This window comes from Erythrobacter dokdonensis DSW-74 (assembly GCF_001677335.1).
GTDB lineage: Bacteria > Pseudomonadota > Alphaproteobacteria > Sphingomonadales > Sphingomonadaceae > Erythrobacter > Erythrobacter dokdonensis.
In genome coordinates this window covers 299896-319807 of the sequence record NZ_LZYB01000002.1, presented here as the reverse complement: position 1 = coordinate 319807, position 19912 = coordinate 299896, and the positions used below count along the sequence as shown (strand labels likewise).

Annotated in this window: 18 protein-coding genes and 1 tRNA gene; 14 read left to right on the top strand and 5 right to left on the bottom strand. The window is 65.1% G+C overall.

All coding sequences use genetic code 11. The features are described from left to right. Positions 1–8: 8 nt before the first annotated feature. Genes I603_RS05555 through I603_RS05535 form a run of 5 tightly spaced genes read left to right on the top strand, consistent with a single transcriptional unit; the run spans position 9 to position 4815 of the window. Positions 9–638: a phosphoribosylanthranilate isomerase gene (locus I603_RS05555; RefSeq protein WP_068862947.1), complete on the top strand. Its 630-nt coding sequence runs from the start codon at positions 9–11 to the stop codon at positions 636–638. Continuing rightward, positions 635–1846, top strand: coding sequence for a tryptophan synthase subunit beta (gene trpB, locus I603_RS05550; RefSeq protein ID WP_068862945.1), 1212 nt, complete (start codon positions 635–637; stop codon positions 1844–1846). Before I603_RS05555 ends, trpB begins: the two co-directional genes overlap by 4 nt. After that, positions 1843–2637: a tryptophan synthase subunit alpha gene (gene trpA / locus I603_RS05545; protein WP_068862944.1), complete on the top strand. Its 795-nt coding sequence runs from the start codon at positions 1843–1845 to the stop codon at positions 2635–2637. The genes trpB and trpA overlap by 4 nt, the downstream gene beginning before the upstream one ends. Further along, complete coding sequence (gene accD / locus I603_RS05540; RefSeq protein ID WP_068862943.1) at positions 2634–3485, top strand: acetyl-CoA carboxylase, carboxyltransferase subunit beta; 852 nt, start codon at positions 2634–2636, stop codon at positions 3483–3485. Before trpA ends, accD begins: the two co-directional genes overlap by 4 nt. Before the next feature lie 7 nt (positions 3486–3492). Further along, positions 3493–4815: a bifunctional folylpolyglutamate synthase/dihydrofolate synthase gene (locus tag I603_RS05535; protein ID WP_068862940.1), complete on the top strand. Its 1323-nt coding sequence runs from the start codon at positions 3493–3495 to the stop codon at positions 4813–4815. Between the two features lie 7 nt (positions 4816–4822). On the opposite strand, the gene I603_RS05530 is transcribed toward I603_RS05535, so the two are convergent. Next, positions 4823–6538, bottom strand: a complete 1716-nt coding sequence (locus tag I603_RS05530) for an AmpG family muropeptide MFS transporter (protein ID WP_068862938.1) — start codon at positions 6536–6538, stop codon at positions 4823–4825. A gap of 72 nt (positions 6539–6610) precedes the next feature. Between I603_RS05530 and I603_RS05525 the strand changes: the two genes are divergently transcribed. From I603_RS05525 to I603_RS05510, 4 genes are all read left to right on the top strand, one after another. Then, on the top strand, positions 6611–7771 hold the full coding sequence (locus I603_RS05525) for an aromatic ring-hydroxylating oxygenase subunit alpha (protein ID WP_068862936.1): 1161 nt from the start codon (positions 6611–6613) through the stop codon (positions 7769–7771). A gap of 18 nt (positions 7772–7789) precedes the next feature. Next, a complete protein-coding gene (locus I603_RS05520; RefSeq protein ID WP_068862934.1) occupies positions 7790–8581 on the top strand; it encodes a pseudouridine synthase in 792 nt (263 codons plus the stop codon). Further along, the gene (gene rsmD / locus I603_RS05515) at positions 8578–9132 is read left to right on the top strand and encodes a 16S rRNA (guanine(966)-N(2))-methyltransferase RsmD (protein ID WP_068862933.1); all 555 of its coding nucleotides are present in this window, start codon (positions 8578–8580) and stop codon (positions 9130–9132) included. The genes I603_RS05520 and rsmD overlap by 4 nt, the downstream gene beginning before the upstream one ends. A gap of 73 nt (positions 9133–9205) precedes the next feature. Continuing rightward, positions 9206–11512 (top strand): ATP-dependent helicase, encoded by a 2307-nt coding sequence (locus tag I603_RS05510; RefSeq protein ID WP_068862931.1) that lies wholly within the window; start codon positions 9206–9208, stop codon positions 11510–11512. Between the two features lie 3 nt (positions 11513–11515). Here I603_RS05510 and I603_RS05505 read toward each other — a convergent pair whose 3' ends face one another. Together I603_RS05505 and I603_RS05500 are read right to left on the bottom strand one after the other, a co-directional pair. Further along, positions 11516–12943, bottom strand: a complete 1428-nt coding sequence (locus I603_RS05505) for a DEAD/DEAH box helicase (protein WP_068862929.1) — start codon at positions 12941–12943, stop codon at positions 11516–11518. Positions 12944–13097: 154 nt separating this feature from the next. After that, positions 13098–13496, bottom strand: coding sequence for a hypothetical protein (locus I603_RS05500; protein ID WP_232305257.1), 399 nt, complete (start codon positions 13494–13496; stop codon positions 13098–13100). A gap of 338 nt (positions 13497–13834) precedes the next feature. On the opposite strand from I603_RS05500, the gene I603_RS05495 reads away from it, so the two are divergent. Next, complete coding sequence (locus tag I603_RS05495) at positions 13835–15292, top strand: FAD-binding oxidoreductase (RefSeq protein ID WP_086621990.1); 1458 nt, start codon at positions 13835–13837, stop codon at positions 15290–15292. Between the two features lie 85 nt (positions 15293–15377). Next, positions 15378–16157, top strand: a complete 780-nt coding sequence (locus I603_RS05490; protein ID WP_068862923.1) for a SapC family protein — start codon at positions 15378–15380, stop codon at positions 16155–16157. 210 nt (positions 16158–16367) lie between these two features. Here the strand turns inward: I603_RS05490 and I603_RS05485 are convergent, their stop codons facing one another. Beyond that, entirely contained in the window at positions 16368–17357 is a 990-nt protein-coding gene (locus I603_RS05485; protein WP_232305256.1) for an N-formylglutamate amidohydrolase, read from the bottom strand. A gap of 130 nt (positions 17358–17487) precedes the next feature. Here I603_RS05485 and cpdR point away from each other — a divergent pair, with 130 nt between their 5' ends. Further along, positions 17488–17865: a cell cycle two-component system response regulator CpdR gene (cpdR, locus tag I603_RS05480; RefSeq protein ID WP_068862919.1), complete on the top strand. Its 378-nt coding sequence runs from the start codon at positions 17488–17490 to the stop codon at positions 17863–17865. A gap of 91 nt (positions 17866–17956) precedes the next feature. Beyond that, positions 17957–18031: transfer RNA gene (locus I603_RS05475), tRNA-Val, on the top strand. A gap of 161 nt (positions 18032–18192) precedes the next feature. On the opposite strand, the gene ald is transcribed toward I603_RS05475, so the two are convergent. After that, positions 18193–19287, bottom strand: a complete 1095-nt coding sequence (gene ald, locus I603_RS05470; RefSeq protein ID WP_068862917.1) for an alanine dehydrogenase — start codon at positions 19285–19287, stop codon at positions 18193–18195. A 136-nt stretch (positions 19288–19423) separates the two neighbouring features. On the opposite strand from ald, the gene I603_RS05465 reads away from it, so the two are divergent. Continuing rightward, positions 19424–19864: an Lrp/AsnC family transcriptional regulator gene (locus I603_RS05465; protein ID WP_084439875.1), complete on the top strand. Its 441-nt coding sequence runs from the start codon at positions 19424–19426 to the stop codon at positions 19862–19864. Positions 19865–19912 lie beyond the last annotated feature (48 nt).

Below are 19912 nucleotides of genomic sequence, written 5' to 3'. Positions count from 1 at the left end.
CGCTGGCAATGACAACCCTCGTCAAGATCTGCGGGCTTTCGACCCCCGAAACCATCGCCGCCGCGGTGCAGGCGGGGGCCGCCTATGTCGGGCTTGTCCATTTTCCCAAGAGCCCGCGCCATGTCTCGGTGGCGAAAGCGGCGATGTTGCGGCGCGATCTGCCCGAAAGCGCCGGGGTCGTACTGCTGGTGGTCGATCCCGAACCCTACGCGCTGGCCGAGGCGATCCGCGTTATAGGCCCCAGAGTGGTGCAGTTTCATGGGTCAGAGCCGCCCGCTGTGCTCGCCCGCACACGTTCGGAGTTCGGCGTCGAGGTGTGGAAGGCGCTCGGCGTGAAGGACGCAGCCGCGCTGGACAAGGCCGCGCCCTATCATGGCGCCGCCGACCGCCTGCTGTTCGATGCGCCTGCCTCGGCGCTACCGGGCGGAAACGGCGAGGCCTTCGACTGGAACCTGCTGCGGCTTTACCGCGGGCCGACCCCGTGGGGGCTGGCGGGCGGGCTGACCCCGGCCAATGTCGCAGAGGCGATCCGGCTAACAGGCGCGCCGCTGGTGGATACATCCTCGGGGGTCGAGCGTTCCCCGGGGATCAAGGACATGGACAAGATCGCCGCCTTCTGCAAAGCCGCCCGCTTATGAACTCTCCAAACTCATTTCGTAACCAACCCGACGATCGCGGCCATTTCGGCGAGTTCGGCGGGCGCTATGTCGCCGAAACCCTGATGCCGCTGGTGCTCGATCTCGAGCGCGAATACCGCAAGGCGCAGGCCGATCCAGCGTTCCAGGCGGAATTCGACGACCTGCTCGAACACTACGTCGGCCGCCCCTCGCCACTCTATTTCGCGCCGCGCCTGACCGAGGAATTGGGCGGCGCGCAGGTGTGGTTCAAGCGCGACGAGCTCAATCACACCGGCGCGCACAAGATCAACAATTGCATCGGCCAGATCCTGCTGGCGATCCGCATGGGCAAGAAGCGCATCATCGCCGAGACCGGCGCGGGGCAGCACGGGGTGGCGACCGCGACGGTCTGCGCGCGCTTCGGCCTGCCTTGCGTGATCTACATGGGCGCCGAGGACGTGAAACGGCAATCGCCCAACGTGTTCCGCATGAAGCTGCTGGGGGCAGAAGTCGTGCCCGTCACCAGCGGCGGGGCGACGCTCAAGGACGCAATGAACGAAGGCCTGCGCGACTGGGTCGCGAATGTTCACGACACCTTCTACATCATCGGCACCGCCGCTGGCCCGCACCCCTACCCTGAGATGGTGCGCAACTTCCAGAGCGTGATCGGCAAAGAGGCCCGCGCCCAGATGCTTGACCGCACCGGCCGTCTGCCCGACCTGCTGGTCGCGGCGATCGGCGGCGGGTCAAACGCGCTGGGGCTGTTCCATCCCTTCCTTGATGATCCGTCGGTCAAGATGCTGGGTGTCGAAGCGGCGGGCCACGGCCTCGACGGCGACGAACACGCCGCAAGCCTGCTCGGCGGATCGCCCGGCGTGCTCCACGGCAACCGCACCTATCTGCTGCAGGACGAGGACGGCCAGATCACCGAAGGCCACTCGATCAGCGCAGGGCTCGATTACCCCGGTATCGGGCCGGAGCACGCATGGCTGAAGGAATCGGGCCGCGTCGATTACACCGCCGTCACCGACGAGGAGGCGCTCGACGCCTTCCAGCTGCTGTGCGCGACCGAAGGGATCATCCCGGCGCTGGAACCCTCGCACGCGATTGCCGCGGTGAAGAAGGTCGCGCCGACTATGTCCAAGGACAGCATCATCCTCGCCAACCTGTGCGGGCGCGGAGACAAGGACATTTTTGCGGTCGCGGAGCGTCTGGGGGTGGAGCTGTGAGCCGGTTCGCTTCGGCATTCGGAAAGTCGGTACCCGCGCTCGTCTGCTTCATCACCGCAGGTGATGGCGACACCGCAGCCAATCTCGATGCGCTGGTCGAAGCCGGGGCGGATGTGATCGAGCTGGGAATGCCCTTCACCGATCCGATGGCCGATGGCCCCGCGATCCAGAGCGCCAATCTGCGCTCGCTGGGCGCGGGGACGACCACGGCGGACGTGCTGCGCTACGCCACCGCCTTCCGTGCCCGGCACCCGAACGTGCCGCTGGTGCTGATGGGCTATGCCAACCCGATGGTCCGGCGCGGGCCGGAATGGTTCGCCGAGGCCGCCGCCGCCGCTGGCGTTGACGGGGTGATTTGCGTCGACATTCCGCCCGAGGAGGACGATGCGCTCGGCCCGGCCCTGCGCGCGAAGGGCATCGCCGCGATCCGCCTTGCCACCCCCACCACCGACGCCGCGCGTTTGCCCCAGGTGCTCGCCGGGTCGGAAGGGTTCCTCTATTACGTCTCGGTCGCCGGGATCACCGGCAAGCAGCAGGCTCAGATCGAAAGCATCGAGGCCAACGTCGCGCGCATCAAGCAATCCTCCGACCTGCCCGTCGCAGTCGGTTTCGGTGTGCGCACGCCTGAACAGGCTGCGGCTATCGCGAAGGTCGCCGACGGCGTGGTGGTTGGCTCGGCGCTGGTCGAGATCTGCGGGGAGTATGGCGCCGAAGCTCCGGCCAAGCTAAAGGAACTGACCGCCGCCCTCGCCCACGCGGTTCACACCGCCCGTCAGGAGCAAGCCGCATGAACTGGTTCACCCGCGTCCGCAATTCGCTCGGCTTCGCGCCCGAGAAGAAGTCCACCGAGAAGGACCTGTGGATCAAGTGCCCGTCCTGCCAGGAAATGCTCTTCGTGCAGGAATACGAGGACAATCTCTCGGTCTGCCCGAAATGCGAGCACCATGGACGGATCGGCGCCGACGCGCGGCTTGCGCTGCTGCTCGATCCGGGCTTCGAGGTGCTGCCCCTGCCCAAGGTCACCGAAGACCCGCTGGGCTTCAAGGACACCAAGAAATATACCGACCGGCTGAAGGCCGCGCGCGCCGCCAATCCGCATGAGGATGCCTTCGTGGTCGGCTCGGGCACCATCGACACCCGGCCTGCCGTGGTGGGCGTACAGGATTTCAGCTTCATGGGCGGATCTATGGGCATGGCCGTGGGCCAGGCCTTCTGCGAGGGCGCGCAAAAGGCGCTCGAGCGGCACTGCGCCTATGTCGTGGTGACGGCCGCTGGCGGCGCGCGGATGCAGGAGGGGATATTGTCGCTCATGCAGATGCCGCGCGCGACGGTGATGACCCGGCGGCTCAAGCAGGCCGGCCTGCCCTATATCGTGGTGCTGACCGACCCCACCACCGGCGGGGTGACGGCGAGCTATGCCATGCTCGGCGACATCCATATTGCAGAGCCGGGCGCATTGATCGGCTTTGCGGGCCAGCGCGTCATCCAGGACACGATCCGCGAACAGCTGCCCGAGGGCTTCCAGCGCGCCGAATATCTCCACAAGCACGGCATGGTCGACATGGTGGTGCCGCGCCGCGAGCTGAAGGCGACCCTTGCGAGCGTGCTCGATTACCTCGCTCCGGTGAAGGCGGCGTAACGCACCCATGCGCGATTTCGGTCGGTCCGACGACCCGCGGGTTCAGGCCCAGCTGGATCGCCTCGCCCGCCTGAGCCTGCCGCAGGGGCGGCTCGGGCTGGAGACGATCCGCGCGTTGATGGAGCGGCTCGGCAATCCCCACAGGCAGCTGCCGCCGGTCTTTCACGTTGCGGGCACGAACGGCAAGGGCTCGACCTGCGCCTTCCTGCGCGCGATGCTGGAGGCGGAAGGGTATCGCGTCCACGTCACCACCAGCCCGCATCTGGTGCGCTACAACGAGCGCATCCGGCTGGCGGGCGAGCTGATCACCGATGCGATGCTGGCCGAGGTGCTGGAGGAAGTGCTCGATGCGGGTGAGGACTTGGGTCCGAGCTTCTTCGAAGTCACCATCGCCGCCGCTTTCCTCGCCTTTGCCCGCACGCCTGCCGATGCCTGCGTGGTCGAGGTCGGCATGGGCGGGCGGTTCGATGCGACCAATGTGCTGGAGCCCGAGGCGCTAGCCGCCTGCGGAATCGCGGCGTTAGGCCTCGATCACGAACGCTTCCTGCTTGCGCCTGACAATGGCGTGCCGACCGAGCCGATGGCGCGGATCGCGTTCGAAAAGGCGGGGATCGCGAAGAATGGCGTGCCGCTGGTGACCATTCCTCAGCCCGATCTCGAAATGCAGGCGATCACGGATGTGGCCAGCCGGATTGGCGCTCCGCTCCACGTCGCAGTGGCGTTTCCAGGTTATCAATTGGGCATACTTGGCCATCACCAGATCGCGAACGCGAGCCTCGCCGTGGCCATGGTTCAACAGCAAAAATCCCTCACGGTTTCGGACGAGGCCGTGCGTACAGGCCTGCTCGCAACGCGCTGGCCTGCGCGCCTGCAATATTTGCAGGCTGGTCCGCTAACAAGGATGATCGAGAGCTGCGATTGGTTGTTGGACGGGGGGCATAATGTGCAGGCGGCTGATGCTCTCGCGCGGCATTTTGAGGCCCATCGGATTTTCCGACAGACCGGCAGCAAATTGCCCCGATATGCCATCATCGGCTTACTGGATTCAAAAGACTGGCGCGGCTTCATAGACCGCATCGCGTCCCATGTCTGCGCGCTCGTCGCAGTTCCTGTACCGGGACACGACAGCGCCTCACCGCTGGCTCTGGCGGCCTATGCCTTCAGCCGGGGCGTGCCAATCGTGCACACGTCACAATCGATCGAAGCGGCCGCGCACTGGCACAGCAGCTCCGGTCGTCCGGGCGAGCCCAAATATGGCGAAGTCATCATCGCAGGCTCGCTTTACCTCGCAGGCGAAGCGCTGCGATTGAATGACGAACTACCCGACTGAAGCTCTGCTATTCCGCCGGAGCCGCCTCCGGCGTTACCACCCCCGATGTTCGCCCGGCCCGCGCCTGCCGCACCCATTCGGCAATGCACAGCGCCACCGCGACCAACCCGATCAGCGTCGTCAGCACGAAGACATCATAATAGCCCTGATCCTCGATCATCTCGCCCAGCGCCCCGCGACCGAGCGTCCCCACCAGCATGGTGAGCGAGGACAGCAGCGCATATTGCACAGCGCTGTATTGCTTCGACACGATCGATGAGAGCCACGCCACATAGGCCGCGCCCGCGATGCCGATGGCGAGGTTCTCGAACATCACGGTAAAGGTCAGTTTGGCGAGCGCCGGACTGCCGATCACCGGCACCTGCATGATGAGCCACGTGAACCCCACCGCATCGCTCGCCGCCTGCATCCGCGCGCCGCCGATCGCGAGGTCGGCATAGAGCAGGTTGGTAAGCGCCGCGAGCAGCGCGCCCAGCGTCAGCGTCGCCATGCGGCCCAGCACTGTGAGCAGATAGCCACCCAGCGCCAGCCCGGCGATGATCGCACCGACGCCGAAGAACTTCGAAGCAAAGGCCACCTCGTCATTGGTGTATTCAAGCTCGCCCAGATAGAACGGATAGGCAAACGTTCCCCAGATCGCGTCGCAGATGCGGTAGGTCAGCACCAGCGCGAGGATCAGCACGAGGCTCCAGCCGATCCGCCCGACGAACTCCACAAGTGGCAGCACCAGCGCGCGGTAGAGGTGGTCCATCGCAAACCCCGCCCCGCTTGCGGGCGGCGCATCCTCGGCCAGCAGGTTTGTCCCATCGCGCTTCTGCCCCGCCAGCCAGCCTGCGATCAGCGCGGGCACCACCACGGTCGCAACAATGATCCACGGGCCGTAATTGAGCGTGAACTCGGTCGGATTGGGGCGCTGATCGGGCGGGAAGGCAAGCGACATGACCATGAAGGCCAGCACCACGCCGATCGCCGCCGCCCACAGCACGCCCACCGCCACCAGCGCCCGCGCGCGCACCTCGGGGCGCAATTCGCCCGCCTGCCTCAATGCGAGAATCTGCGCGTCCGAGGCGGCATCCTCGGCAAGGTCCCCTACGCGCGTATCGGGCGCGAACAGGCCCAAGGTGCCGATTCCAAGCAGGATCGCGCCCATCAGCGCATAGGTTTCCGGCCAGCCGATCCGTGCCGCAATGATGAGGCCGAAAGCCCCGCCCACCAGCGCGGCGAGACGGTAGCCCATCTGGTAGACAGTCGAGAGAATGTCGAGCGTCGCCTTCTCGTCCGCCACATCGATGCGCCAGGCGTTGATCGCAATGTCCTGCGTCGCACTGGCGAAGGCCCCGATCCCGGCGAGCAGCGAGAACCAGCCCAACTGGCTCACCGGATCGAGCAGCGAAAGCGTTACGAGAATCGCGCCGAGCAGCAATTGCGCGGGCACCATCCACTGTTTGCGCCGCCCCAGCCGCGAAAAGCCTGCGATGTTCACCTTGTCTATCAGCGGCGACCACAGGAACTGGAAGGCATAGGAAAGCCCGATCAGCGAGAACACGCCCATCGTTTCCAGATCAACCTCGGCCTCTGACAGCCAGGCATAGAGCGTGCCGAGGAACAGCGCGAAAGGCAGGCCGCTGGCAAAACCGAACAGCGCCATGTAGCCGGTCTTGCGCTGACCCATCGCGCGCAGGACCACGCCCCAGCCGGGCTTTCCGGCGCGCGCTTCAGCCATTCGGATCGATCCTTGTTCTTAACCTCATTTCCCTGCACCATTACGCCGGGACGAGAGGATGAGCAAAGAGCGATGAACACCGCGACAACAGATATGCCCGATTTGCGCCCGACGCCGGGCCAATTGGCGCTGGCCGAAACGATCCGCGGGGGTATCGGCAGGCAGGCAGGCGGGGTCCAGACGGTTCCGTCGACGAACTACACCTGCCCCGATCACTTCGCGCGCGAGCAGGCGGCGCTGTTCGACCGATTGCCGCAGGTTATCGCACCATCCGCGCTGCTGCCAGAACCCGGCATGGCAGTGCCACATGATGCCACCGGGCGCCCGCTGCTCATCACCCGCGACAATGACGGCAAGGCCCACGTCTTCCTCAACGTCTGCCGCCACCGCGGCACGCGGCTGGTCGAAGGCAGCGAGGTGCAATGCGCAAAGCGGCTGGTCTGCCCCTATCACGCCTGGACCTACCGGCTGGACGGAGGTCTGATGGCCCTGCCCCGGCCCGAGACCTTTCCGGGCCTCGACAAGGGCGATTACGGCCTCGTCGAGCTGCCTGTTTTGGAGGCAGGGGGTCTAATCTGGTTCGCGCCGGTCGATGGTGCCGATTTTACCCATGCACAAGAATTGGGCAGCGATCTCGACGCTTTCGGTCTGCCGCAATCGCACCTGTTCCGGCGCAAGCTGCACACGGTAAGAGGCAACTGGAAGCTGATCATGGATGCCTTCCTCGAAAGCTACCATGTCACCCGGCTGCACGCGAATACCATCGGCCCCTTCTTCAAGGACGGGATTACCGCAGGCGACCAGATCGGCCCGCACCAGCGTTCGGCAGTCGGCCGGCTGGAGGAGATGGAGGGCGTCGACCTGACCGACATGGCCTCCCTGCGCCGTGTGGTGACCTTCGCCTACCAGTTGCTGCCCGCGACGATCATCGTTCCCAGCCCCGATTACGTCAATGTCATGGTGCTCATGCCGCAGGCAGCAGACCTGACGCTGGTTGAGGATTTCATGCTCATCCCTGAAGCGCCCGCGACCGAAAAGGCGCGCGATCACTGGGAGCGCAGCTGGAAACTGCTCGATGGCGGCGTGTTCGCGTCAGAGGATTTCCGCGCGGCCGAGCTGGGCCAGCAGGGACTATCAAGCGGCGCGGTGAGCCACGTCACGCTTGGCACGCTGGAAGGCGGGATCACGCGGTTTGACGAGATAGTGAGCGAGGCCTTGCGGGCAGCCAATTGAGCGCCTAGGCGCCGGCCCATGCCCACCCAGCCCCCACGCTCCGAAAATCGTCCCGAAGGCGACCGCATCGCCAAGCTGCTTGCCCGCGCAGGCATAGCCAGCCGTCGCGAGATCGAGCGGATGATCGCCGAGGGGCGCGTTGCGCTGGACGGCAAGGTGCTGGAGACCCCGGCAACGATCCTGACCAGCCTCAGGGGCGTGACAGTTGATGGCAAGCCTGTCACCGCCGCCGAACCTACCCGCCTGTTCGCCTTCCACAAGCCCGCCGGCCTGATCACAGCCGAGCGCGATCCGGCGGGCCGTCCGACGATCTACACCGCGCTGCGCAATGCCCTGCCGAAGAACGCGGGCCGCGTGATGCCGGTCGGGCGCCTCGACCTCAACACCGAAGGCCTGCTGCTGCTGACCAATGACGGCGAGGTAAAGCGCAAGCTCGAACTGCCCGCCAGCGGCATTCCGCGCACCTATCGCGCGCGCGCTTTTGGTGAAGTGACGCAGGCGCACCTCGAAGACCTGATCGAAGGCGTCGAGATCGACGGGGTGCGCTATGGTTCGATCGATGCCAATCTCGAACGCTCCTCTGGCCGCAACCTGTGGATCGAGATGACCATCACCGAGGGCAAGAATCGCGAAGTGCGCCGCGTGCTCGAATTTCTCGGGCTTCAGGTCAACCGCCTGATCCGGGTCGGCTATGGCCCGTTCCATCTCGGCGATCTGCCGCGAGGCCAGGCGGTGGAGCTCAGGGGCAAGCCGGTCGAACGCTTCCTTGCCGACCTTGCGAAGGGCAAGGCAGGGACGCAGCGCAAGTGAGGATCATCGCGGGCGAATGGCGCGGGCGCAAGCTCGCCGCGCCCAAGGGCGAGGCCACCCGCCCCACCGCGGACCGCGCACGCGAGACGCTGTTTGCGATGCTCACCAGCAGGCTTGGCAGCTTCGAGGGCTTGCGGGTCGCGGACCTGTTTGCCGGTTCGGGTGCGCTCGGGCTTGAAGCTCTTTCTCGCGGCGCTGCCACCTGCCTGTTCGTCGAACAGGACCGCGCCGCGCTCGATGCGATCAAGGCCAATATCGCGGCGCTGGGCGCGCGCGAGCAGACACGGATCGAAGCCGGTTCGGTGATGGGCCTGCGCGCCGCCACCGCCCCGGTCGACCTGATCCTCGCCGATCCGCCCTACCGCTCTGGCGCGGGCGAGGTGGCGCTCGACCGGCTGCTGCGCCTCGGCTGGATCGGCCCCGAGACATGGATTGCAGTGGAGACCGCCTTCAACGAAGATGTTGCGGTCAAGGATCTGTCGCTCGAAGCAGAGCGCCGGGTCGGCAAGGGCAAGCTGCACCTTCTGCGCCTCGCTGCACCCGATGCCTGATGCGCGCGGTCGATAAGCCGACCGAACGCGCTTGCCCGCGCGGGCAATGTTCCCTACCTGTTCATATTACTCCATGAGCAACAATTTGCCCTCTCCCGCTTCGGCGCGTGACAGCGTCCCCGCCTATGCCGCGCGGCTGAACCCGGCCCAGCGCGCCGCCGTGCTGGCGACCGAAGGCCCGGTGCTGATGCTGGCGGGGGCGGGAACGGGCAAGACCGCAGCCCTTACCGCGCGCCTTGCCCATCTGGTCGCGACGGGCCGCGCTTACCCTTCGCAGATCCTCTGCGTCACCTTCACCAACAAGGCCGCTCGCGAGATGCGTGAACGGGTGGCGCATCACCTCGGCCCGGCGGCCGAGGGCCTGCCCTGGCTTGGCACCTTCCATTCGATCTGCGCCAAGACGCTGCGCCGCCATGCAGAGCTGGTCGGCTTGCAGCAGAATTACACCATCATCGACACCGACGACCAGATCAGGCTCCTCAAGCAGCTCATCAGCGAGGCAGATCTCGACGAGAAGCGCTGGCCCGCGCGCCAGCTTGCCGGGCTGATCGACCGCTGGAAAAACCGCGGGTTGAACCCGGCCGACTTGGACGCGGTCGAGAACGAGGCCTACGCCAACGGCAGGGGCACCGCGCTCTATGCCCGCTATCAGGAGAGGCTGAAGCAACTCAACGCCTGCGATTTCGGCGACCTGATGCTGCACATGCTCAACATCCTGCGCAGCCACCCGGATATCCTCGCCGATTACCAGCGCCGCTTCCGCTACATCATGGTGGACGAATATCAGGACACTAACGCGGTGCAGTATCTGTGGCTGCGGCTGCTCGCGCAGAGCCACAAAAATATCTGCGTCGTCGGTGATGATGACCAGTCGATCTATTCCTGGCGCGGGGCGGAAGTCGCCAATATCCTGCGCTTCGAAAAGGATTTTCCGGGCGCGGAGGTGATCCGGCTGGAACAGAACTACCGCTCCACTCCGCATATTCTGGGCGCAGCCTCCGGCCTGATCCGCGCGAACAGCCAGCGCCACGACAAGACCCTGTGGACCGAGGTCAATGGCGGCGACAAGATCAAGGTCATCGGCGTTTGGGACGCGCCCGAGGAAGCGCGCCGGGTGGGCGAGGCGATCGAGCGGCTCGAGGCCGAGGGCGCCCCGCTCGACCAGATCGCGATCCTCGTGCGCGCCCAGTACCAGACCCGCGAGTTCGAAGACCGTTTCATACAGATCGGCATCAATTACCGCATCATCGGCGGTTTCCGCTTCTACGAACGCGCCGAAATCCGCGATGCGCTGGCCTATCTGCGCCTGATCGCCCAGCCGCAGGACGATCTGGCGTTTGAACGGATCCACAACGTCCCCAAGCGCGGGCTTGGGGCCAAGGCGCTGGAGACCATGCACCTCCACGCCCGGCGCATGGGCCTGCCGCTGGCAGCCGCGGCGCTGCAACTGGCCGACAGCGACGAATTACCCAAGCGCGCAGCGAACACCATCGGCGGGTTGATGCGCCAGTTCCTGCACTGGCGCGAACAGGCCGAGACGCTTTCGCCCGCCGATCTCCTGCGGCTGGTGCTGGAGGAATCGGGCTACAACACTATGCTTGCCGCCGACCGTTCACCCGAAAGCGCAGGACGCGCGGAGAACCTCTCCGAACTTGCGCGAGCGATGGAGGAATACGAGACGCTCGGCGAGTTTCTGGAGCATGTCAGCCTCGTCATGGATAATGACCGCGCCGATCAGGGCGAGACGGTGACGATCATGACGATCCACGCAGCGAAAGGCCTCGAATTCGACAACGTGTTCTGTGTCGGCTGGGAGGAAGGCGTGTTTCCCAGCCAGCGCGCGATCGACGAGGGCGGGCTCGCCTCGCTGGAGGAAGAGCGCCGCCTCGCCTACGTGGCGATCACGCGGGCCAAGCGGCATTGTACGATCCTCCACGCCGCCAACCGCCGGATCTATGGCCAGTGGGTCAGTTCCATTCCCTCGCGCTTCATCGAGGAACTGCCCGCAGATCATATCGAACAGGAAAGCACGCTCACCGGTGGCGCATCGCTGTGGCGGGCAAACTGGCGCGAGCAGGAAGACCCCTTCGCCCATGTCGCGCGCGATCATCCAGCAAAGGCGCAGACGCGCGGGCCCGGCTGGCAGCGGGCTTTGACATCGGGCTACGAGACAAGGCCCGCCCGCCTGCGTGAAAACACGCGGTCAGCGGCCAGCTTCGCCGCTCCGGCCCGCAGCGATATCGCGATCGGGGCGATGGTCACCCACGACAAATTCGGCACCGGCTGCGTGATCGATCAGGAAGGCAACAAGCTCACCATCCTGTTCGAGGATGCTGGGGAAAAGCGGGTGCTCGACAGCTTCGTGACGGTGGTCGGTTAGGTCTCAGCCGAAACCCACATCCAGAAAGCCCGGACGCGGGCCATTCCATTCACCGGCGGGGACGGGTTCATCGTCCTCGTGATAGCGGCGGCGAGGCTTGCGCTCCTCGCTTGCGGTGACGCGGTCTGTGCGGGGGGTGGAACGCTCGCGACGCGGGCGCCCCTCGCGCGATTCACGCTCGGTTCGCTCCTCGCGCCGTTCTTCCTTGGCGCGGCGGGGTTTGCGCTCGGGACGATCTTCGCGCGCCTCCTCGGCAGGCGCCTCCGCCTTGGCCGCTTCGGCCTTTGCGAGGACTTCGCTCAGATCGACCCGCACATCTTCCTTGCCGAACACCTTGATCGGGCTGCCGGTCAGCTTCTCGACATTGGCGATGGCTTCGGCGTCTTCTTCCGAGACGAAGGTAAAGGCCCTGCCCTTGGCCCCGGCGCGGCCGGTGCGGCCGATGCGGTGGACGTAATCATCCGGGTGCCACGGCGTGTCGAAGTTGAAGACGTGGGAGACGCCCTTGATGTCGAGGCCTCTGGCGGCGACGTCCGATGCCACGAGGATGTTTACATCGCCCGACTTGAAGCGTTCCAGTTCCTTCAAGCGGCTTGTCTGGTCCATGTCACCATGGATCTCGGACGAACGGAAACCATGGCGCTTGAGGCTCTGGTTCAGTTCGCGCACCGTGGTCTTCTTGTTGGCGAAGATGATCGCCGTCTCGATCAGGTCATTTTCGAGAAACCAGCGCAGCGTCTCGCGCTTGGAACGCGACTTCACCGGCACCTTGAAGGCTGTGATGTCGGCATTGGTCGAGGCCGCACGGCTGACTTCGATGCGCTTGGGATTGGTCAGGAACTTCTTCGCCAGCTTCTCGATCGGCGGGGGCATGGTGGCCGAAAACAGCATGGTCTGGCGGGTTTCGGGGAGCTTGGAACAGATGAACTCGATATCGGGGATGAACCCCATGTCGAGCATCCGGTCGGCCTCGTCGATCACCAGCAACTCGCAGCCATTCAGCAGGATCTTGCCGCGTTCGAACAGGTCCATCAACCGGCCCGGGGTGGCGATCAGCACGTCCACGCCTTCATCCAGCGCCTTGAGCTGGTCGCCCATCTGCACGCCCCCGATCAAGAGCGCCATCTTGAGATCGTGGTTCTTGCCGTATTTCTCGAAATTCTCCGCCACCTGCGCGGCGAGTTCGCGGGTCGGTTCGAGGATCAGCGAGCGCGGCATCAGCGCGCGGCGGCGCCCGGCGGCCATCACATCGATCATCGGAAGTACGAAGCTCGCCGTCTTGCCGGTGCCGGTCTGCGCGATGCCGATGAGATCCTTCATCATCAGCACGGTCGGGATCGCCTGCGCCTGGATTGCGGTGGGCGTCGTATAGCCCGCGTCCTCCACGGCTTTGAGCAATTCGGGCGAAAGGCCGAGATCGGCGAAGGTCATGCTTGGCGTGCTGTCCGGATATGCTGGCAGGGTTGCTGCCGGGTTACTGGCCTGCGCGCGCAGAAGACGTCGCCAGGCTGGCGCGCCTTTCCTCCAATTGCGCGCAAAAGTCAAGGAAACGCGCGTATCCTGGTCGTCTTTGCGTGGACCCGCGTCAGTCGCTCGCTTCGACCAGCTGGCGCATGGCTTCGACCTCGCACCGCATACCGGTGCGCGACTGCAACTTGTCACGGTCGACGCACAAGCGGCCGTCCTTGTTCTTCTCGACATAGAAACCGGAATAGAAGTCACGCGCGCGGCAGGACTTTTCGAGATTCACCGAGATCATCCGCTCATCGCGCAAGAACAGAACCAGCCGGTTGCCACTTCCGGTCTGCACTCCCGCAATCCCGTCAAGCGGCACGCATTTTTCCTTGCGCGTTTCTTCTAGCCGGCGCGGGATGGCGCGCTGGGGGAGTTCGGCAAGCATGTTCTGACGGGCAGCAGGCCGCTGCGGGGCAATCCGCACCACAACCCGCTGTTCTATGCGCACCTGACGCGCGATCTGCTGCATGCTCAGTGCGGAAAGGGGATTGACGCGTGCGCCTCCATCGGCCCGCACCGCCCCATCACACCCCGAAGCCTGCGCCGCCTCATGCGCAGACGGCGCCTCGCAAGCGGCAGGCACGCCCGCTCCTGCCGCAAGCGGCAGAAGCAACGCGGCGGGCGCTGTCAGGGTTAGCAGGCTTGGCATGGCAGCCGCGGCTTTCTCCTCGAAGGTGACACGGGTGCGACAGGCGCACGCGGGCAGCAGTACCCGTAGCTGCAGCAATTGAACCGCGGCTTAACTGTGCGGCAAGCGGGCGCGAAATCTCTGGCAAATTTGCTGCCGAGTGTGGCATGGGCGCCACAATGAGCGACCCTGCTTTCCTGACCCCGTTTCTGGAAAAGGCGGCCAACCTGCTTGGCCCGCGCGGCTTGACGACAGATGCCGGGCTGATGGAAGCTTGGCTGACCGACTGGCGCGGACGCTATACCGGCAGCGCCATCGCAATGGCGGCGCCCGCATCGACCGAGGAAGTCGCAGCGCTGATGAAGCTGGCCGCTGCGTACCGTGTCCCGATCGTGCCGCAGGGCGGCAATAGCGGGATGGCAGGTGGTGCGACCCCCGATGCAACGGGCACCGCGCTGCTTCTTAGCATGCGTCGCATGGACCGGATCCGCAGCCTTGATCCGGATGCCGGACAAGTCGTTTGCGAGGCAGGCGTGATCCTCCAGCATCTCCACGATGCCGCGGAGACGGCGCGGATGCGTTTCCCTTTGACGCTGGGCGGCAAGGGTTCGGCGACCATCGGCGGGCTCGTGTCTACCAATGCGGGCGGCACGCAGGTGCTGCGTCACGGAACCATGCGCGCGCAGGTTCTGGGGCTTGAGGCCGTGCTGGCCACCGGCGAGGTGCTCGACACCCTGACCCCGCTCAAGAAGGACAATCGCGGCTTCGACCTGAAACAGCTGCTGATCGGTTCGGAAGGCACACTAGGCATCGTGACGGCTGCAACCCTGCGCCTGCTGCCCGCGGCGACCGGGCGGGTGACGGCGTGGGCGGGACTGCCCTCGATCACCGCAGCCCGCAGCCTCCTGCGCCATGTCGAGCGCGACATGGGCGAAGCGCTGGAGGGCTTCGAAGTGGTGCCCGCACATTGCCTCGACAGCGTGCTCGCCCATCTGCCTGCCGCGCGCGCACCACTCGGCGGACGGCATGAATGGAACGCCCTTGTCGAATGCGTTTCTGCCAGCGCCGACAGTACCGCCCTTTACGAACGGCTCGAGGCAAGCCTTGCCGGAGCGCTGGACGAGGCGCTGCTGGAAGATGCGGTCATCGCCGCCAACGAACGCCAGGCTGAGGATTTCTGGCTGCTGCGGGATTCGATTTCGGCCGCCGAGCGCGCGCTCGGCCCGGCGATGCAGCACGATATCTCCGTACCGGTCGAACGGATGCCCGAATTCATCCTCGCTGCCAGTCCGCTGATCGAGGAAGCATTTCCCGGCACCCGCGCGGTCGCCTTCGGCCATCTCGGTGACGGCAATGTGCATTTCCATGTGCTCGCCCCGCCAGGAGCGGTGCCCGGAACCTGGGAAGAGGCCGAGGGCAAGGCCGTCAGCGCCCGAGTATATGATCTGGTCACGCAGTGGGGCGGCTCGATCAGTGCCGAGCACGGGATCGGACAGATGAAGGTCGCCGAACTCGCCCGCTTGCACGATCCGGTTGCGCTGGCGCTGATGACCAGCATCAAGCAGGCGCTCGACCCGCATGGTCTGCTCAATCCGGGTAAACTGGTAATTCCCGATCCGGCGGCGGCTTGCACCTGAGGCCGCAACAGCTTAAGGGCCGCCCTCGTCCGGCGGGGGAGCCTGCCGCAGGGATGACCCGCAACTGATTTTCGGAGACGACCACATGGCCAGCGCGCCGCAACCGCAACTTCCGCTGTTCTACAAGGACCTGCTGCCTCTCAACAGCCGCGACCATGCCGAATGGAAAGTCGGCACCATGCAAGGCGCCCCGTTCCTGGCGCAGACCCATGCCGTGCCGCTGACCACCGATGAATTCATCGATGCCCAGCGCAACTATCCGATCGTTTTCACCGCTGGCGACAACCCCCTGCCCATCGCGCTGTTCGGCCTGAACGAAGGCGTGAACACCTTCATGGACGCGGATAACAAGCTCGTCAGCCAAGTTTACGTGCCGGCCTATGTGCGGCGTTACCCCTTCATGCTCGCCAAGCTGCGTCCCGATGCCGAAGACCTTTCGCTGTGCTTCGACCCGAGTGTGGAGTTCATCGGCAAGCGCGATGACGGCCTTGCCTTGTTCAACGAAAAGACCGAGCCGACCGAATACACCCAGGGTGTGCTCGAATTCTGCCGCCGCTTTGAGGAAGCCGGTCAGCGTACCAAGGCTTTCATGGACGAATTGCAGAAGCTCGACATCATGATGGATGGCGAGATCGCGATCACCCGCGCCGACGAGCCCGACAAGCCGTTCGTCTACCGCGGCTTCCGCATGGTCGACGAGAACAAGCTGCGCGAACTGCCGGTGGCAACTCTTGAAACCCTGCACAAGAACGGGATGCTGATCCTGATCCACGCGCATCTGTTTTCGCTCAACCTGATGCGCACGCTGTTCGAACGCCAGATGGCGCTCGGCAAGGTGCCGATGAGCCAGGGCGCTGCCAACTGAGCAGCGCGCATACAGCGCAAAGACCCTAAAGGCGGGCGGCTCCGGTTGTAACGGGGCCGCCCGCTTTCCATATGGAACAAGTCGGCAGCGCTTTCCCTCATGGGTGTTGCCGTCAAGCGCTGGCGAAAAAGCGCAATTCCCCTGAACCTTGGCCACCCCATGCACCCCCCTCAAGCATCGGGGTGGTTCCTTGTGAAGCGGCAAGGCTGATTATTCGGCAGCCTGCAGCAGGTTGTCGCTATCGCCCATCAACGCGGTCTCGGAGCCAAGCGCAGACACCAAAGTGGCCAGGAGTTCCGCCATGGCCGCCAGACCCTCGCCCGGCTCGGCCAGCCGCACATCAAGATACGTGGTGCGGCACACCTCGACCTGAAGCGCATGAATACCCAGCTGGGGTGCACCGTGGCGATCAAGCACATAGCCCCCCGAATAGGGCCGGTTCTGCGCGGCAAGACATCCGCGCGCGTCGAGATGCCGCAGGGCAGCCGACATCAGCCCGTGATGACATGAGGCTCCGAACCGGTCGCCCAGCACGATCTGCGGTGCCCTCGCCTCGTCATCGGCGGCTCGCAGGGGCGGCATGGAATGCAGATCGACAAGCAGGGCCGCACCCCAGGTCCTGCGGATGCGTTCGAGTTCGGCTGCGAGGAAGCCATGATAGGCTTGGTGGATCCCGGCAATGCGCGCCGCAAGCTCACTGCGTCCCAATCGGCCGCGCCAGATCTCGCCTGTTCCCGGAAGCCTGCGCGGCACCAGCCCCAACCCGCTGCGCGCTCGCCGGTTGCAGCCCTGAACCCCCGTCTTCGGCAAGTCGGACAATTCGGGCTTGCCGCCCTCTATCATGTCCCAGTCGACATCATCCTCGGCACGGTTGAGATCAAGCAGAGCGCGCGGTGCATGGGCGACCAGCAGGCTCGCACCAGTGGCTTCGGCAATGGCAATGCCGAGCCGGTCGACAAGCCGATCCTCAAGCCGCAATTGCGCTTCTTGCGGATCACGCATCCGCGTTACGACCTGCGCGGGATAGTCACGCCCGGCATGGGGCACCGCGACCAGGACCGGCAAGCGCATACGCCGCGGTGCGACAAAGCTGTAGGCAGGCGCATCCTCCAGCCCCGGCACCCGCCCGCCACGCACGCGCATGTGCTCACCATGCAGGATGGCATCCGGATATGGCAAATCGGGCGGAGAGGAAGTCATGCCGTATCCCTTGCTGCCGCCTCTGCCTTCACCTGTCAAAGCCTGATAGCGGGCGGTGTCCGCAGGGTGGCCCGAAATCCGGCACTAACGGAGAAAGATTTCTTAAGCTGACCATGTTAGTCACGCGGACATGACCGCAGCAAATACCCCTCATATCCTGCTCGCCGAAGACGAAGAGGCGATGCGCACCTATCTCGAGCGCGCGCTCACCAATGCCGGCTACCGGGTGAGCGCTGTAGACCGCGGCACCGAGGCCATACCGCTGCTCGAGAGCGGCGATTTCGACCTGCTGCTGTCGGACATCGTGATGCCGGAGATGGACGGAATCGAGCTGGCCCAGCGCTGCGCGGAAATCTCGCCGCGCACCAAGGTGATGTTCATTACCGGATTTGCGGCCGTATCCCTGCGTGCCAGCCGTGAACAACCCGAAGCGAAGGTTCTCTCCAAACCCTTCCACCTGCGCGATCTGGTGCTGGAGGTGGAACGGGTATTTGAAGAGGCAAGCTAGATCGGCGAAAATGCGGGTCGAATCGCTTGCACCTTCGGCGGGCTTACGTTAAGGGCGCGCTCCGCCTCTTCGAGAGGCTGCCCGATGGAATGGGCGTATAGCTCAGTGGTAGAGCACTGTGTTGACATCGCAGGGGTCGGAAGTTCAATCCTTCCTACGCCCACCATCGCAAAAAAGCCCCGCAACTCGGCGAGTTGGCGGGGCTTTTTGTTGCCGGTCAATGGGGGGATCGAGCGACGAGCGGATCGAAAGACCCGGAAATCCGCGCCAGAGCCCTTTAGGCTTCCTGACGACGTCGCATGACGGCCCGCCCCGCGCCCGCGAAGTCTAACCGAAAGGCAGATCAAGCGCATCGGCCACTGCCCGGTGGAGCAGCTTGCCCCCGGCGACATTGAGGCCCGCCGCCAGATGCGGATCGGCCGCCATCGCCGCCTCTGCCCCCATGTTCGCCAGCCGCAGCACGAAGGGCAGCGTCGCATTGCCCAGCGCCATGGTCGAGGTGCGCGCGACCGCGCCGGGCATGTTGGCGACGCAGTAATGGATCACTCCGTCCACTTCGAACACCGGGTTTTCGTGCGTGGTGGCATGGCTGGTCTCGAAACAGCCGCCCTGATCGATCGCGATATCGACCAGCACCGCCCCGCGCCGCATTGTTCGCACCATCTCGCGGGTCACGAGCTTGGGCGCCGCCGCCCCCGGCACCAGCACCGCACCGATCACCAGATCGGCTTCCCGCACCGCCGCGGCAATCGCGTCGGACGAGGCAAAGGCGGTCCTGATGCGGTTGTCGAAGATTGTGTCGAGTTCGGCGAGGCGGGCGTTGGAGATGTCGAAGATCGTCACATCGGCGCGCAGGCCGACCGCCATCTGCGCAGCATTGAACCCTGCGACGCCCCCGCCCAGGATCACCACCCGGCCCGGCTCAACCCCCGGCACCCCGCCGAGCAGCACCCCGCGCCCGCCCTGATGCTTTTCAAGGTAATGCGCCCCGCACTGCACGCTCATGCGACCGGCGACTTCGGACATCGGCTTGAGCAGCGGCAGGGTGCCGTCGCGGGAGGTCACGGTCTCATAGGCAATGGCGGTCGCGCCCGAGGCCATCAGCCCTTCGGTCTGCGGCTTGTCGGCGGCGAGGTGGAGATAGGTGAACAGCACCTGGCCGGGCCGCAGCATGGCGACCTCGCTGGCTTGCGGCTCCTTGACCTTGACGATCATCTCGGCCGTATCAAACACCGCGCGGGCATCGGGCAGGATCTGCGCGCCTGCGGCAAGGTAATCGGCATCGGCAAAGTCCACACCGAGACCCGCGCCGCTCTGGACGACCACCTCATGTCCCGCGCGGGTCAACTCCCGAGCTGCCGCCGGAGTCAGCCCGACCCTGTATTCGTTGTTCTTGATCTCTGCCGGGACCCCGATGCGCATGCTCGCCTCTCATTTGCGGTGACTGGGCGCGATTTAGCAGCAAGGGCCTGCATGATCTTCGCAATGATCGGCGCATGGCAGCGATTAATCGAGAATGGCTTGTGTGAAATTGCCTAATGCTGCAAGAAATTTGCGAATGGATCGTATCGACCGAAAAATTCTTGATCTGCTTGCAGGCGACTCCCGGCTGACCGGCGAACAATTGGGCGAGCGCGTGGGCCTGTCGCCCTCAGCCGCCCACCGACGGGTCAAGGCGCTGGAGGAAAGCGGCGCGATCCTCGGCTATCGCGCGCGCCTCTCGAACGCGGCGCGCGGAAATCCCTCGACCGTCTTTGTCCATGTCACGCTGACCGATCAGCGCCAGGCGACCATGCTGGCGTTCGAGAAAGCGCTCGCGCAGACACCGCTTGTGGCCGAGACATATCTGATGAGCGGCGAATCCGATTATCTGCTCAAGGTGCTGGTGCGCAGCGATGACAGCTACGAGCGTATCCACCGGGAAATTCTCTCGGCTCTGCCCGGCGTGCAGCGGTTGGTGAGCCAGTTCACCATTCGCACGCTGAACGGCGGTGAATGAACCACCGCTGCAAACGCAGGCGCGGCCTGCGTGGCTTGGTTGGAGAGC

Excerpts from the sequence above, each read along its gene's own strand:
- I603_RS05505 (WP_068862929.1), bottom strand. The coding sequence starts at position 12,943 with ATGACCTTCGCCGATCTCGGCCTTTCGCCCGAATTGCTCAAAGCCGTG.
- I603_RS05490 (WP_068862923.1), top strand. The coding sequence starts at position 15,378 with ATGGCCAGCGCGCCGCAACCGCAACTTCCGCTGTTCTACAAGGACCTG.
- I603_RS05525 (WP_068862936.1), top strand. The coding sequence starts at position 6,611 with ATGAACACCGCGACAACAGATATGCCCGATTTGCGCCCGACGCCGGGC.
- I603_RS05495 (WP_086621990.1), top strand. The coding sequence starts at position 13,835 with ATGAGCGACCCTGCTTTCCTGACCCCGTTTCTGGAAAAGGCGGCCAAC.
- I603_RS05555 (WP_068862947.1), top strand. The coding sequence starts at position 9 with ATGACAACCCTCGTCAAGATCTGCGGGCTTTCGACCCCCGAAACCATC.
- cpdR (WP_068862919.1), top strand. The coding sequence starts at position 17,488 with ATGACCGCAGCAAATACCCCTCATATCCTGCTCGCCGAAGACGAAGAG.
- I603_RS05465 (WP_084439875.1), top strand. The coding sequence starts at position 19,424 with ATGGATCGTATCGACCGAAAAATTCTTGATCTGCTTGCAGGCGACTCC.
- I603_RS05510 (WP_068862931.1), top strand. The coding sequence starts at position 9,206 with ATGAGCAACAATTTGCCCTCTCCCGCTTCGGCGCGTGACAGCGTCCCC.
- I603_RS05485 (WP_232305256.1), bottom strand. The coding sequence starts at position 17,357 with ATGACTTCCTCTCCGCCCGATTTGCCATATCCGGATGCCATCCTGCAT.
- I603_RS05500 (WP_232305257.1), bottom strand. The coding sequence starts at position 13,496 with ATGCAGCAGATCGCGCGTCAGGTGCGCATAGAACAGCGGGTTGTGGTG.
- trpB (WP_068862945.1), top strand. The coding sequence starts at position 635 with ATGAACTCTCCAAACTCATTTCGTAACCAACCCGACGATCGCGGCCAT.
- accD (WP_068862943.1), top strand. The coding sequence starts at position 2,634 with ATGAACTGGTTCACCCGCGTCCGCAATTCGCTCGGCTTCGCGCCCGAG.
- I603_RS05530 (WP_068862938.1), bottom strand. The coding sequence starts at position 6,538 with ATGGCTGAAGCGCGCGCCGGAAAGCCCGGCTGGGGCGTGGTCCTGCGC.
- I603_RS05535 (WP_068862940.1), top strand. The coding sequence starts at position 3,493 with ATGCGCGATTTCGGTCGGTCCGACGACCCGCGGGTTCAGGCCCAGCTG.
- ald (WP_068862917.1), bottom strand. The coding sequence starts at position 19,287 with ATGCGCATCGGGGTCCCGGCAGAGATCAAGAACAACGAATACAGGGTC.
- I603_RS05520 (WP_068862934.1), top strand. The coding sequence starts at position 7,790 with ATGCCCACCCAGCCCCCACGCTCCGAAAATCGTCCCGAAGGCGACCGC.